Below are 14,335 nucleotides of genomic sequence, written 5' to 3'. Positions count from 1 at the left end.
TACCCTCCTTAAAGGCCAGGAGCCTTCCACATTGAGGTCGTCAGGCCGTGATCAACCAAGCCACGTTGATCCAGATACACCGCCAACCATTTTTGCCGTGCCTGTTGATAAACCTCGCTGTTTTCCGGGTTCGGAATATGCTCTCTGTCCCAACGCACCAGGCTTTCCCCAGCATCCGCCAACGACGAATAAATTCCTACCCCAACACCGGCCGCGATTGCGCATCCTAGCGCGGTCGCTTCCTTCACTACCGGAACCCGTACGGTCAGGCCGGTAACATCGGCCAGGATCTGGCTCCATAGCGTGCCCTTTGAACCCCCGCCGGCAAACACCAGCGAGTCAGCCTTGATACCGGAAAACTCGGCGATTTGTTGCAGGTTACAGGCCGACACGATAGCCGCATTCTCTTCCAGAGCGCGAAACAGCGTAGCTTTGTTGCATTTTTCAGCGTCAATCGACAGGTTGATAAATGAGGGGGCGGCGTGATACCAGTTCTTAAAGCGCATAACGTCGGAGAAAATGGGCATGACACCATGGGCCCCCGGCGGTACACGCCTGGCCATATCCTCCAGCAAGGCATAGGTATCCACGCCCAGGCGTTCGCCGATCAATTTTTCTTCGGCGCAGAACGCATCGCGGAACCAGCGCATGGTCAGCCCGGTAAAAAAGCTGATGGATTCGCTTTGCACCATTCCCGGGATCACATGCGGGTTGATGCGCACATTCATATTGGGATCGGTAACGGGGGCGGGAAGATTCACGACCTGCTGCCAGAACGTCCCGCCCAAGACGGCAGTTTGCCCTGCCCTGACAATACCAAGGCCCACACAACCCAGTTGCACATCACCGCCACCGACAATCACCGGAGTGCCAGCCCGCAGGCCAGACAGTGCGGCAGCGTTAGCCGTCACCGCCCCCAACGGCGTTCCCGTTTCTTTGACCGGCGAAAGAATGTCAGAACGCAGGCCCGCCATGTCCAGCAGGCCTTTTCTCCAGTCGCGCGTCACCAGGTCAATCAAACCGGTAGTCCCGGCATTTGACGGATCGACCGCCAGTTCACCGCTTAGCATATACGCCAGCCAGTCACTGATCATGGTCACCGTCGCGGCCTGGCGATAAATATCAGGGCGATAGTGCGCCAACCACAGCAGGCGGGGCATGGCGCTGAGTGCCAGAGTCTGCCCCGAGCAGTGGTAAACCTCATCCTCAAAAGTATGATTATGAAGTTCCTTTAACTCACTGACCTCGCGCGTTGCTCGCGCATCCACATTGGCGCAGGCCCAGATCGGCTGCCCCTCGGCATCATAGAGCACGATGCCTTCACGCATTGAACACGCAGCCACGGACGCTATCGCCTCCGGCGCTATTGCCGCCATCGTTAACGCCTGATGGATACACTGACAGGTAAGCTGCCAGTTTTTGCGCAGATCGAATTCCATGGAGCCCGGTACATCAGGGACAGCCAAATGATGCCATTCGGCTTGCCCTACTGAGACTTGATTGCCTTCCAGATCAAAAATAACGGCTCTGACGCTGCCTGTGCCAGCGTCCAGAGCCATCAGGTACTGGCCTGATGTGATAGGTGTACAGAGTCGAGCCATGTGTTTATCCTCGGCTGGTGTTGCTTCAATGTGTGTTACATCGCTAATAACCCTACTTACCAATAAGTTTAAGCATTTCTGCTGCCGTATCCTGGTCGGTGACCAGCGCGTTGATGTAGCGGCCTTTCAATGCGGCCACAATCGCCTCGGCCTTTTGTATGCCACCAGCGACCCCGACCACGGTCGGGATGGTGGCAAGCGTGGTCAGACTCAGCCCAATCAATTCATGATGGATCTGCATGTCGGGAATGATTGCGCCGTTGGCATCAAAAAAGTAGCCAAGAATATCGCCAACGGCCCCTTTGCGGCCGATCATCAGTTGCTCACCTTCGGTGATATAGCCCGCGCGTAAAATGGTGGCAGCATCTTTTTGGCTGACCGAACCGATCCCCACCACGGCGACATCTGCCGCCTGAGCCGCCAGCAGAATATCCCTGACGCTATTTTCTTCCCGCAGGGTACGGGCGATATCGGCGGAAGAGGCCCGCAACGGAGCTGGAACCATGCTGACGCTGCACGCGGCATCCAGTTGGCCAATCCCGGTCATATAAGGCCCGACGCCGCCGGAAAGCGTGACCAGCCGAATTTGTTGTGAAGAAATAAAGCCGCTTAGGCGCTTCAACGTGCTCATGGCGGCCTCACCAAACCCCGCTGCCAGCAATTGCTGAGGCTGAAGCGACTCCATCAGCATATGTGCCGCCCCGATCCCCAATCTCACGCTGTCATCCGCCTCGGCCAACGCGGGTAACACGCGAATATTTTTCAGGTCAAAATGCTTTTTCAGAGCGTCCTCATACTGCAGGCAGCCTTCAAAACGGGAATTAATCTGCACCCGAATGATCCCTGACTGGTGCCCTTTCTCCAGCAGGCGCGACACCTTAAGGCGCGTCAGCCCAAGCCGGGCGCTGATCTCGCTCTGGGTCAAACCGTCGTGGTAGTAGAACCAGGCGATACGGGCAACCTGCTCTTCCTCACACATTCCATGTTCGCTGGCCGTGGCACTGTCATTTATCATCATAAATCCGCTTCTCTTTGAACATTTTTAAATCCTGAACGCAATTGTTCTTCCATTGACCCACAATAGCTGTGATGCATGCCTCAAATATACATCAAAATTGAACATTGGGTTTCAATAAACACAATTATTCAAAAAACGTGATCCTGGTGGCGGTTTTATCGCCAAACCCTGACTAAGGTTATGAACAATTAGTTTTCAAAAAACTTTTTGTTCAACTCGATAACCCTTTTCGGCTGAACGGAGGCACGATGCAAACCGGTGAATACTCAGTTCCACCTCTGCTCTGCGTACAAAACATCAATAAGCACTATTCCGGTGTTGATGTGCTGAAAGGCATCGACTTTACCCTGCATGCCGGTGAAGTCCATGCCCTGCTCGGTGGCAATGGCGCAGGGAAATCGACGCTGATGAAGATTATTGCCGGCGTGGTGCCCCCGGATGGCGGTTCCATCGAGATCCACGGCCAACGTTGTGCCAATCTGACCCCGGTAAAAGCTCATCAGTTGGGGATTTATCTGGTGCCACAAGAACCACTGTTGTTTCCCAGCCTGTCGGTGAAAGAGAACATTCTGTTTGGCCTACCTGCCAACCGGGCTGCCGTGGCAAAAATGCAGCAGTTACTGGAGCTGTTGGGATGCAAACTTCAACCCAATAGCACAGCGGGTTCGCTGGAGGTGGCCGACCGCCAGATCGTCGAAATCATGCGGGGATTGATGCGTGACTCCCGGATCCTGATCCTGGATGAGCCCACCGCATCACTGACGCCTGCCGAAACAGAGCGGCTGTTTGCCCGTCTGCACGAGCTGCTGGGTAAAGGGGTCGGCATTGTATTTATTTCACATAAGCTGCCGGAAATCCGCCAGATTGCCGACCGGGTCAGCGTGATGCGGGACGGGAGGATCGCCCTCACGGGCAAAACCGCCGCGCTGACCACCGATGAAATTATTCAGGCGATCACCCCAGCCACCCGTAATGTCGATCTCTGCGCCAACCAGAAGCTGTGGCTCGAACTTCCTGGCAACCGCCCTGCCAACCCACAAGGTAAAGCGGTCTTGCAGTTGGCTAATCTCACTGGGGAAGGCTTCATACAGGTCAATTTGGAGCTCCATGCCGGGGAGATCCTTGGCCTGGCGGGCCTGGTCGGCTCAGGGCGTACCGAGCTGGCAGAAACCCTGTATGGATTACGCCCCATCCAGGCCGGCAGTATCCTGCTCAATGGTAAAGAGATAGCCGGGCTGAGCACCCGGCATAGGTTGCAACTCGGCCTGGTCTACCTGCCAGAGGACCGTCAGTCTTCCGGGCTGTATCTGGACGCATCGCTATCCTGGAACGTGTGTGCCCTGACCCACAATCACAGCGGCTTCTGGGCCAATCCGCAACGTGACAACGCTACGCTGGAACGGTATCGCCGGGCGCTGGATATCAAGTACCACGATCCTGAACAACCCGCTCGCACCCTGTCGGGTGGTAATCAGCAAAAAATTCTGATCGCCAAATGCCTGGAGGCATCGCCACAGGTGCTGATTGTCGATGAACCGACCCGCGGGGTGGACGTCGGTGCACGCAACGATATCTATCAGTTGATACGCAGTATTGCCCAGCAGAATGTCGCTATCCTGTTTATTTCTTCCGATCTCGAAGAGATCGCCATGATGGCCGATCGCGTCTACGTCATGCACCAGGGCGAACTGGCCACTACCGCGCTTTGCGGTGAGCAGATTGATGTCGATACCATTATGCATATGGCCTTTGGCGAACAGCACGGCGCCCCCCATCAACCTTATGCCAACGGGGAGGCAACATGTTAAAGGTGATACAAAACAATCGTGAACTGACGGCGCTGTTGGCGATCGTCGGCCTGTTTGCGCTACTGGGCTGCATCGATAGCAACTATTTCAGTTTCCAGACGCTGACCATGATCTTCAGCAGTTCGCAAATCCTGATGCTATTGGCGATTGGCGCTGCGCTGGTGATGCTGACCCGCAACATCGACGTCTCCGTCGGCTCTATCACCGGGATGTGTGCGGTGCTGCTCGGGATAACGCTCAATGCCGGATACAGCTTGCCGTTCGCCTTCACGGTTACGCTGTTGCTCGGCTTGCTGGCGGGGTTTATCAACGGAGTGCTGGTTGCCTGGTTTAAAATTCCTGCCATTGTCGCCACCCTGGGCACTCTTGGCCTGTATCGCGGCATCATGCTGTTGTGGACCGGTGGCAAATGGATTGAGGGGCTGCCCAGTTCACTAAAACAGCTCTCCTCGCCACTCTGGCTGGGCATCTCACCGATTGGTTGGTTGACCTTGTTGTTGCTGGCATTAATGGCGTGGTTGCTGGCGAAAACCCCATTTGGCCGCAGTTTCTATGCCACCGGTGACAATCTGCAGGGCGCACGTCAACTCGGGATCCGCACGGAAGCCATTCGCATCATCGCGTTTTCACTCAATGGGCTGATGGCGGCGCTCGCCGGGATCGTGTTTGCTGCCCAGATCGGCTTTATCCCCAACCAGACCGGTACCGGCCTGGAAATGAAAGCCATTGCCGCCTGCGTGCTTGGCGGTATCAGCCTGCTCGGCGGTTCTGGCACGGTAGTCGGCGCCATTCTCGGTGCCTATTTCCTGACACAAATCGACAGCGTGTTGGTGTTGCTGCGCATTCCTGCCTGGTGGAACGACTTTATTGCTGGCCTGGTGCTGTTGGGTGTGCTGGTCTTCGATGGCCGCCTGCGTTGCGCCCTGGAAAGGAATATCCGCCGCCAGAAATATGCCCGTTTTATCGATCCTCCAGCCTCGGCCCCACCATCCCCTCACTCCACCAAACTGCCTGCGCAGGGCAAAAAACGGGAGATCGCATAATGGCAAACTGGCGACGTTACGGCTGGGAGCTGGCGCTGGCCGCCCTGTTGGTGATTGAAATTCTGGCGTTCGGTGTGGTTAACCCACGCATGCTGGATATTAATGTGCTGCTATTCAGCACCAGTGATTTTATCTGTATCGGCATTGTGGCATTGCCATTGACCATGGTGATCGTCAGCGGCGGGATTGATATTTCCTTTGGTTCCACCATTGGACTGTGTGCCATTGCGCTGGGAGTGATGTTCCAGGCGGACCTGCCCATGCCATTGGCAATCGTCATCACGCTGGCCCTGGGTGCGCTGTGCGGTTTACTCAATGCCGGGCTGATTATCTACACCGGTATCAATCCGCTGGTTATCACCCTCGGCACCCTTTATCTGTTTGGCGGCAGCGCCCTGCTGCTTTCGGGGATCTCCGGCGCGACAGGCTATGAAGGTATCGGCGGCTTCCCAATGGCCTTTACCGATTTCGCCAATCTGACGCTGTTAGGTCTGCCCGTGCCGCTGGTCTTCTTCATTGTCTGTGTCCTGCTGTGTTGGCTGCTGATGCACCGTACGCACAGTGGCCGCAACATCTTCCTGATCGGCCAAAGCAATCGCGTAGCGCAATACAGCGCCATTCCGGTTAACCGTACGCTGTGCGCACTCTATGCGATGACCGGATTGGCCTCAGCCATCGCTGCGGTGCTGCTGGTGTCCTACTTCGGTTCCGCACGCTCCGATCTGGGCGCTTCTTTCCTGATGCCCGCCATCACGGCGGTAGTGCTTGGCGGGGCGAATATTTATGGCGGCTCTGGCTCGATTATCGGCACCGCCGTTGCCGTGTTGCTGGTCGGTTATCTGCAACAGGGGTTGCAAATGGCTGGCGTGCCCAACCAGATTTCCAGCGCACTTTCCGGGGCATTGCTGATCGTCGTCGTCGTTGGCCGTTCCATCAGCCTGCATCGGCATCAAATCAGAGAGTGGCTGCAACGGCGGCGCACCATCAAACAGGCTTGATCTGATCCAACCTCCAGATGCTCTTGGTCTGGCAACGCGATATACGGAGAACAACATGACCATTCAGCGTATCAAAAAAATCGCGCTTTTAAGCGTACTCGGCATGGCTTCACTGAGCATTGGCGTGCAGGCAGCAGAACGCATCGCCTTTATCCCTAAGCTGGTTGGCGTCGGCTTTTTCACCAGCGGTGGCAACGGCGCACAACAGGCGGGGAAAGAGTTGGGCGTTGACGTGACCTACGACGGCCCAACCGAGCCCAGCGTTTCAGGCCAGGTGCAACTGATCAATAACTTCGTCAACCAGGGCTATAACGCCATCATCGTCTCTGCGGTATCTCCTGAAGGACTGTGCCCGGCGTTAAAACGTGCCATGCAACGCGGCGTGAAGGTCTTGACCTGGGATTCAGACACCAAGCCCGAATGCCGTTCTTACTACATCAATCAGGGGACGCCAGCGCAACTCGGCGGCATGTTGATCGATATGGCCGCCAATCAGGTGAAGAAAGAAAAAGCCAAGGTGGCCTTCTTCTATTCCAGCCCGACGGTCACCGACCAAAACCAGTGGGTGAATGCCGCCAAGCTTAAGATCGAAAAAGAGCATCCAGGCTGGGAAGTGGTCACCACGCAGTTCGGTTACAACGATGCCACCAAGTCACTACAAACCGCCGAAGGGATCCTGAAGGCCTACGGCGATCTGGACGCCATCATCGCCCCGGATGCCAATGCCCTGCCCGCCGCAGCCCAGGCGGCAGAGAACCTCAAGCGTGACAACGTGGCGATTGTCGGTTTCAGCACCCCGAACGTGATGCGCCCCTATATACAACGCGGCACGGTGAAAGAATTCGGCCTGTGGGACGTGGTCAAACAGGGGAAAATCTCGGTTTACGTGGCTGACGCCATGCTGAAAAACGGCGAGTTAAAGGTTGGCGACAAGCTTGATGTTCCTGGAGTGGGCCAGGTAGAGGTTTCGCCAAACAGCGTTCAAGGCTACGACTACCAGGCAACAGGCAATGGCATTGTGCTGCTGCCTGAACGCGTGGTGTTCAATAAAGACAATATCGACAAATTCGACTTCTAACCCGCCACACCGATTATTTCGAGGGAGTAATACAATGGCAGATTTAGATGACATCAAAGACGGTAAAGACTTCCATATTGACAAGCCGCAGCAAAATGCCCTGTTTAGTTTGAAGGGCTGCGGTGCGCTGGACTGGGGCATGCAGTCCCGTCTGGCGCGCATTTTCAATCCCCGTACCAACAGAACCGTGATGTTGGCCTTCGATCATGGCTATTTCCAGGGGCCGACGACGGGGTTGGAACGTATTGATATCAATATAGCGCCGCTGTTCGAACATGCAGACGTGTTGATGTGTACCCGGGGCATCCTGCGCAGCGTGATCCCACCGGCCACCAACAAGCCCATCGCCCTGCGCGCGTCAGGGGCAAACTCCATTCTGACCGAGTTGAGCAATGAGGCGGTGGCCGTCGCCATGGATGATGCGGTGCGTCTAAATAGCTGTGCCGTCGCGGCGCAGGTGTATATCGGCACGGAACATGAACATCAGTCGATTAAAAACATCATCCAGTTAATCGATGCCGGTCTGAAAGTCGGTATGCCCACCATGGCGGTAACCGGCGTTGGCAAAGATATGGCGCGCGATCAGCGCTATTTCTCGCTGGCCACGCGTATCGCCGCCGAGATGGGGGCGCAAATCATCAAGACTTACTACGTGGATAAAGGGTTTGAACGCATTGTGGCCGGTTGCCCGGTGCCCATCGTTATCGCCGGCGGGAAGAAACTGCCAGAACGCGAGGCGTTGGAGATGTGCTACCAGGCGATTGATCAAGGCGCATCCGGGGTCGATATGGGGCGTAATATTTTCCAGTCGGAATGCCCGGTTGCCATGATCAAGGCGGTGCACGCTATCGTGCATCAGAACGAATCGGTTGAACACGCCTACGAGCTATTCCTCAGCGAGAAAGGTTGATATCGCTGAAATGCGGGCCGTTTTTTCCAGGCCCGCCCCCATTCAAGGAGGCTGATTATGCATGTGACCCTGGTCGAAATAAACGTTCATGACGACAAGGTTGAACGGTTTATCGAGGTATTTCGCCAAAACCATCTGGGCGCTATCCAGGAAGACGGCAATCTGCGTTTTGATGTGTTACAGGATCCTGATATCCCCACGCGCTTTTATATTTACGAGGCCTACGCCGATGAGCAGGCCGTGGCTTTCCATAAAACGACCCCGCACTACCAAGCCTGCGTCGAGCAGTTGGAATCGCTGATGACCTGCCCGCGTAAAAAGACGACCTTTATTGGTTTGATGCCGTGAATACTTTGCCCCACCGTGCTGGTGGGGCAAACAACGGCTATTCCCGCCACGCAGAGTAAATATGTTCCGCATGTTCATTAGCATCAGCACTGTCACCCTGCAAGCGGGCGGCCAAGGTGAAAGCGAAGTCGAAGACCACACCAAACCCTTTGCCACTGATCAAATTGCCGTCTTCGACTACATTCTGGTCAACATAAACCCCATCGCCGACGTTTTGCCATAAATCGCCAGAACACACGTAGCGCCGTCCATTAAGCAGGCCATTGCCACCCAATACTCGGGCAGCCGCAGAGCAGATCGGGCAGATCAGTTTACCCGCCAAGTCATGGCGACGGACAAAGCTCACCACTTGCTGGCTATTGGCCAGAAACACGCTGCCTTCCGGCCCACCTGGCAACACGATGGCGTCATAATCGATGTCGAAAGCTTGTTCGAGCGTATTGTCTGCTATTACGGGTATTTTATGGTAGCTCACGACCTGTTTATCTGAGGTGCAGGACAGCGTTTCCACCCTGATCTTCAACCGATGCAAAATATCGATAATCACAATCGCCTCCCCTTCCTCAAATCCAGGGGCCAATAGTACGGCAACTTTTTTCATTATTATTTTCCTTTGAATTCGTTAATATCACTACCCGTCGCTGCGTAGGTCAAGCATGCGCAAGATTGTTTGGTGTGGGATCAGAACGTATAGCCAAGCCCGACACGAAAGCGGGTTTGCCGTTCATTACTGTCACTTCTGACTGACACATTGCCTATTTCCACGAATGGCGTCCAGGCATCGAGGTTATAGGCCGTTCTAAAATTATATTCGTAGTTATTCTTGCTGTTATTATACAAGTTATACTTGTCAGCAACTTTATAAATCCCTTCGATGACCAACTCGACATTATTGATTTTATGGCCGACCCAGGCATCGACTCGATTGATGGTGTCATCTTCACGGCTGTCGGACGAGCGCCGGATGTACTCGAAACGGTAGCGTCCAGCGACCCACCATGAGTCATTGATTGTATAGGTGGTGCGTAGATAGGGCTTATATACCGAGTATCCATTACCGGTTTCAAGCACCAATCCAGGTTGTGTGGCTAAGTTGCCGTTATTAAATTGATAGCTGGCCGTATACTCATTGCCTTGAGCTTCCAGGTCATGAAAGGCCTTGTTGGAATCATTCCCTCCAGATTTGGATATGGCTTCGATGGCAAAGCCAAAACCGTTGGCAAAACGATGGGAAATATAAGCACGATCGTAGTTGGCCTTGCTATCATCAAGATACTCATGACGCACATCAACATACACCGCATGCGTTGTCAGAGGTGTTAACAATGAGATTAAAGAGAGTAATAATAAAGATGTTCCTTTCATTACCATTTCCTTGTTGTTCGGTTTATTTTAAATAATCGTTTTTATTAAAATACTGTCGTGCGGTAACGTTAATTCACGGTTGAGGATATATCTCTTACGGGCTGCGGCAACAGCCCGTTGTGGTTACAGGTAAACGTTCAGGTATTCCACCAGGCACAGAATGGCCATCGCCTGGCCATAAGGCATCGAGGTGAGCGGTACCTGGCGATAATAGTCCAGATTTTTGCCCATCGCGGTACCGAACGACACCTGCATCAGTTCGCCATCGGCGTTGATTTGCTTTACCACACCCTGCAACGCTTTTTCGGCGATCGGCAAATACTTCTCGTCGATATAGCGTTTGCGCACCGACTTCAGAATACCGAACGCGAAACCGGCGGAAGCGGAAGATTCCAGGTAAGAATTCGGGTCATCCAGCAGCGTATGCCACAGGCCACTTGGGTGCTGGCACTCTGCCAGTGCCGCCACCTGGCATTGCAATACCTGTAACAGGAAACGGCGGGTGGCATCGTATTCCGGCAGATCCAGCAGCTCAAGGAATTCCGGGATCACAATGGTCAGCCAACTGTTCCCGCGCGCCCAACGGGCTTTGGCAAAGTTGTGTTTGCCATCGAAAGTCCAGCCATGGAACCACAGCCCGCTTTCACGCTCCATCAGGTGCTGAATGTGAACCAGAAACTGATATTTGGCCTCTTCCACATATTGCGGGCGGTTCAGCAGCTTGCCAATTTTGGCCAGCGGCAACACGCTCATCATCAGGGTATCGTCCCACAGCTGCTGATGGTTTTCTTCCGCCAGCGTGACGTGCTGCATGCCTCCGCGCTCGGTGCGTGGCATTTCATGCATCAACCACTCCGCCCAACGCTCCAGATACGGCAGCCAGCGCGTATCACCGGTTTCCTCATAGCGGTAGGCCAGAGTGAGGAATGGACAGGCGGTATTCACATTCTTGGTTGGCGTGCCTTCGGCAAAGCGCGCGGTGAACCAGTCATCAACGATGGCACACATTTTATTATCGCCGGTCTGGCGGTAATACTGGTTGATACCATACAGGCCGATACCGTGCGTCCATTCCCAACCGGCCCAGCCTTTGGTATCGATAACCCGGCCATCGTCGAGGCGCAACAGAAACTCGCCGGTTTCATCGGTGATATTGACCAGGTTATCCACCAGACTTTCAATCAACTGCTGTAATTCCTGGCGGCTGATAAAACGCTCTGGCTGACGCAGTAATGGGCTGTGTTTTACGGGATATACCAACATAGTGATGTCCTTTTAGGCCTGTAGATCAAGGTGTCACGCCGCCCGCCGCTTTCTGGCCTTGAGTGGCCTTGGGCAATGGCGGTGCAGCAGGTTTTTTGCGGTTGAGGTAGCCAATATTGTTGTTACCCCACAGGGATTCATAAGGCATACCTGCCAGCATTTCGACGGTAGCCCGCGCTTCTGGTGTGATGTTCTCAGGCACGACCCGGCCCGCAATGCGCATCTTTTCGGTTTCCTGGCGCAGTACACTGTGTGTGGTCAAGTTGAGTTTGAAGCGCAGCGAAACAGTGAAGCCGATCGCCAGAACGACCAAGGTACCGACGCTCAGGATCATCAGAATGGCATGACTCACTTCAGGTAATTGATGAGCCTGACCGGAAACAAAGCCTGACAATTGCAGAATGACGCCCACCAACATCACCGCACCAGCCTGCGAGGCTTTACGGGTCAAGGTCATGATGCCGGCAAAGATGCCTTCTCGGCGTTGCCCGGTGATCACCTCGTCCACATCGGCAATATAGGTGTAGATATTCCACGGCACGTAGTTGATACCACCCCGTCCCAAACCGGCGAGGGCGGAAACCAGCAGCAGCAGTGAGAAAACGTCACTGAGGTTGGCGTAATACAGCACGGCATAGGAGACCGCCCCCATACCAAACAGCACGACCACCATGCGGTAGGATGGTGCAGGACCGAATCGGATACACAGCGGGATCATGGCGATCACCGCCACAAACTGCATGATGGCCATGGTGCCCATCAGGTTGGAGGCCGTAGCGGCACTCTGCATCAGCACAAACACCACGTAATAGGTGAACACCGCATTGAAGACATCCTGGGCGATATACCCCCCAAGGTACATCCCCAAGTGCTGGCGGAAGATGCGAATGCGCAGCGTGGAGGACAACTCGACGTTCAGGCGCTTCAAGCTCTGGAACAGCGTGAGTTTTTGTTTTTCCGCTTCCAGCGCGGCTGCAGATTTTTGCTCCGCAGGCCGTTCCCAGGTGAAGCAATAAACCAGCGTCAATACGCAGGCACAGATGATCGAGAACACCAGGCTGGAATAGAAGAATGAAACGGCGCTGTCTTTACCCAGATAGTTGAGCAGAATGCCGGGCAGGAATGCCGCCAGAATGGCCGACAGTTGCGCCAGCCCAATGCGGGCACCTGAGAACTTGGTTTTTTGTTTGAAATCATCGGTCATCTCCGGTACCAGCGTCTCATACGGTACCAGGATCATGGTATAGACCACATCAAAGAACAGATAGGTCAGCAGATAGTACCAATAGTCCATGTGGCCAACCCACATCAGGCTGTAGCTGAAGACCAATGGAATACCGAGCAGAATAAAGAATTTGCGGCGGCCAAAGCGTTTGCCCAACCAGGTGGAGCCAAAGTTATCGGTCAGATAGCCCATCAGCGGGCTGACCACCGCATCCAGTACCCTTGCCATCGCAAAGATAAAGGTGGCTTCGATCGGGCTGAGCCCACAGAACGTGGTGTAAAAATAGAGTAACCAGGCGGCGGTAAGTGCCGTGGTACCCGCCCCGAGAAAATCCCCGGAGCCGTAAGCAAGATAGTTAAACAGACCAATTTTACGTGTTTTCATTGTTGCCATCTCCGTAGCCACATCACGTGTTATCTTCCCGGCGATATGCGGGGAATTTTCGTAACATACGGTTATGGCTGGGGGAAAACCTTTGTGTTTTTGCCAGTTATCGCGAGTCTATGGCAATGAAAACAAGAATGGGCCGATCAACCTCTCTAATTTTATAAAACACTGTTTTATTTTTGTGTGGTTGTGATGGTTTTTTGTACTACACACCGTCAGTCACGGCACGAGTTTTAGCGGTTCAATCAGATCTCACTGCCCATAGTGCGGCAATACTGGCTAAAGAACTCCACGCAGACCTTCAGCTTGGCCGACGAGTACAGCGGCATCTGATAGACCGCCCAGATATTGGCGCTCTGCGCATAGTCCGGCAACACCCGTACCAGCTCGCCATCACGTAGAAACGGCAATACGTCCCATTCGGAACGCAGCATGATCCCTTTACCATTCAGCGCCCAGTGCAGGACAATCTCCCCGCTGTTGGACGAGAGATGCCCGGATATTTTTACCGATTTTTTCCCCTGCGGGTTTTCCAACTCCCAAACGCCGATGGTTTGATCGCGCTCCTTGGTCACCAGGCAGTCATGATGCTGCAAATCCGCCAGCGTTGCGGGCATACCCCGCTGCTCAAGATAGGCAGGCGATGCGCAAAGAATGCGCTGGTTCTTGGCCAGCAGCTTGGCGATGTAATTATCCGGGATGTCGTCGTTGATCCGGATATCCAGGTCGACGTTATCCCGGTTAAGATCGATTTGCCGATCGAACAGCTCAAAGTTGATTTGCAACTCCGGATAGATCTCCATGATTTCCATGATGGCGGGCGCAATATAAGCCCGGCCAAAGCCAAAACTGGAACCAATGCGGATCATGCCAACCGGCTGCTCTTTGATATGCGTCACCTCATCCATCAGGTTTTGCAGGCGATCCATAATGTCCAGCGAGTGAACGTAAGCCGTCTGCCCGCTTTCCGTGAGCGCCATACCACGGGAGGAGCGGTTCAGCAGTTTCACGCCCAGCAACGCTTCCATCTGTTGGATGCGTTTTGTCACAAATGCCGGCGTCTGCCCCAATATTTCGGCGGCGGCGCTGAAACTGCCGGTATTAACTACTGCAATCAACACCTGTAAATCTTTAGGCTGAGGATAATGAATTAGCGACATGACTTTCTGACCTCACTGTATTGCTCACTAAATAGTTAACAATGAATTACGCGCTGGTGCTTTAACTGTTTTATTTTGCTGCGCGGGTGTTAAATAAATTTCTCACTTTATTTTTATTTTAATTTTATCCA

Annotated in this window: 13 protein-coding genes; 6 read left to right on the top strand and 7 right to left on the bottom strand. The window is 54.0% G+C overall.

Annotated features, from left to right (window positions below; genetic code table 11):
- Positions 1–8: 8 nt before the first annotated feature.
- Both lsrK and lsrR read right to left on the bottom strand, forming a co-directional pair.
- Positions 9–1,601 (bottom strand): autoinducer-2 kinase, encoded by a 1,593-nt coding sequence (gene lsrK, locus ACRDCA_RS18010; RefSeq protein WP_438690764.1) that lies wholly within the window; start codon positions 1,599–1,601, stop codon positions 9–11.
- A gap of 52 nt (positions 1,602–1,653) precedes the next feature.
- Complete coding sequence (lsrR, locus tag ACRDCA_RS18005) at positions 1,654–2,619, bottom strand: transcriptional regulator LsrR (RefSeq protein ID WP_438690763.1); 966 nt, start codon at positions 2,617–2,619, stop codon at positions 1,654–1,656.
- Between the two features lie 248 nt (positions 2,620–2,867).
- Here lsrR and lsrA point away from each other — a divergent pair, with 248 nt between their 5' ends.
- The 6 genes from lsrA to lsrG are packed head-to-tail and all read left to right on the top strand — an operon-like array spanning position 2,868 to position 8,804.
- On the top strand, positions 2,868–4,427 hold the full coding sequence (gene lsrA, locus ACRDCA_RS18000) for an autoinducer 2 ABC transporter ATP-binding protein LsrA (RefSeq protein ID WP_438690762.1): 1,560 nt from the start codon (positions 2,868–2,870) through the stop codon (positions 4,425–4,427).
- Positions 4,421–5,470 carry an autoinducer 2 ABC transporter permease LsrC gene (gene lsrC, locus ACRDCA_RS17995; protein ID WP_438690761.1) on the top strand — a complete coding sequence of 350 codons (1,050 nt, stop codon included), beginning with the start codon at positions 4,421–4,423 and terminating at the stop codon, positions 5,468–5,470. Before lsrA ends, lsrC begins: the two co-directional genes overlap by 7 nt.
- Positions 5,470–6,468, top strand: coding sequence for an autoinducer 2 ABC transporter permease LsrD (gene lsrD, locus ACRDCA_RS17990; protein WP_438690760.1), 999 nt, complete (start codon positions 5,470–5,472; stop codon positions 6,466–6,468). The genes lsrC and lsrD overlap by 1 nt, the downstream gene beginning before the upstream one ends.
- 55 nt (positions 6,469–6,523) lie before the next feature.
- On the top strand, positions 6,524–7,546 hold the full coding sequence (gene lsrB, locus ACRDCA_RS17985; RefSeq protein WP_438690759.1) for an autoinducer 2 ABC transporter substrate-binding protein LsrB: 1,023 nt from the start codon (positions 6,524–6,526) through the stop codon (positions 7,544–7,546).
- A 34-nt stretch (positions 7,547–7,580) separates the two neighbouring features.
- Positions 7,581–8,456 (top strand): 3-hydroxy-5-phosphonooxypentane-2,4-dione thiolase, encoded by an 876-nt coding sequence (gene lsrF, locus ACRDCA_RS17980; protein WP_438690758.1) that lies wholly within the window; start codon positions 7,581–7,583, stop codon positions 8,454–8,456.
- Positions 8,457–8,513: 57 nt separating this feature from the next.
- Positions 8,514–8,804: a (4S)-4-hydroxy-5-phosphonooxypentane-2,3-dione isomerase gene (gene lsrG, locus ACRDCA_RS17975; RefSeq protein ID WP_438690757.1), complete on the top strand. Its 291-nt coding sequence runs from the start codon at positions 8,514–8,516 to the stop codon at positions 8,802–8,804.
- A gap of 37 nt (positions 8,805–8,841) precedes the next feature.
- On the opposite strand, the gene ACRDCA_RS17970 is transcribed toward lsrG, so the two are convergent.
- The 5 genes from ACRDCA_RS17970 to ttdR all read right to left on the bottom strand — a co-directional run bounded on the left by ACRDCA_RS17970 (position 8,842) and on the right by ttdR (position 14,204).
- On the bottom strand, positions 8,842–9,405 hold the full coding sequence (locus ACRDCA_RS17970) for a DJ-1/PfpI family protein (protein WP_438690756.1): 564 nt from the start codon (positions 9,403–9,405) through the stop codon (positions 8,842–8,844).
- An 80-nt stretch (positions 9,406–9,485) separates the two neighbouring features.
- Positions 9,486–10,169, bottom strand: coding sequence for an oligogalacturonate-specific porin KdgM family protein (locus ACRDCA_RS17965; protein WP_438690755.1), 684 nt, complete (start codon positions 10,167–10,169; stop codon positions 9,486–9,488).
- Positions 10,170–10,292: 123 nt separating this feature from the next.
- Complete coding sequence (bglB, locus tag ACRDCA_RS17960) at positions 10,293–11,432, bottom strand: beta-galactosidase BglB (protein WP_438690754.1); 1,140 nt, start codon at positions 11,430–11,432, stop codon at positions 10,293–10,295.
- Between the two features lie 25 nt (positions 11,433–11,457).
- A complete protein-coding gene (locus tag ACRDCA_RS17955; protein ID WP_438690753.1) occupies positions 11,458–13,050 on the bottom strand; it encodes an MFS transporter in 1,593 nt (530 codons plus the stop codon).
- Positions 13,051–13,289: 239 nt separating this feature from the next.
- Positions 13,290–14,204 carry an L-tartrate utilization transcriptional activator TtdR gene (gene ttdR / locus ACRDCA_RS17950; protein WP_438690752.1) on the bottom strand — a complete coding sequence of 305 codons (915 nt, stop codon included), beginning with the start codon at positions 14,202–14,204 and terminating at the stop codon, positions 13,290–13,292.
- Positions 14,205–14,335 lie beyond the last annotated feature (131 nt).

This window comes from Serratia sp. (in: enterobacteria) (assembly GCF_051654945.1).
Lineage (GTDB): Bacteria > Pseudomonadota > Gammaproteobacteria > Enterobacterales > Enterobacteriaceae > Chania.
The sequence above is the reverse complement of the archived record's forward strand: the minus strand, read 5'-3'. Positions and strand labels throughout refer to the sequence as shown.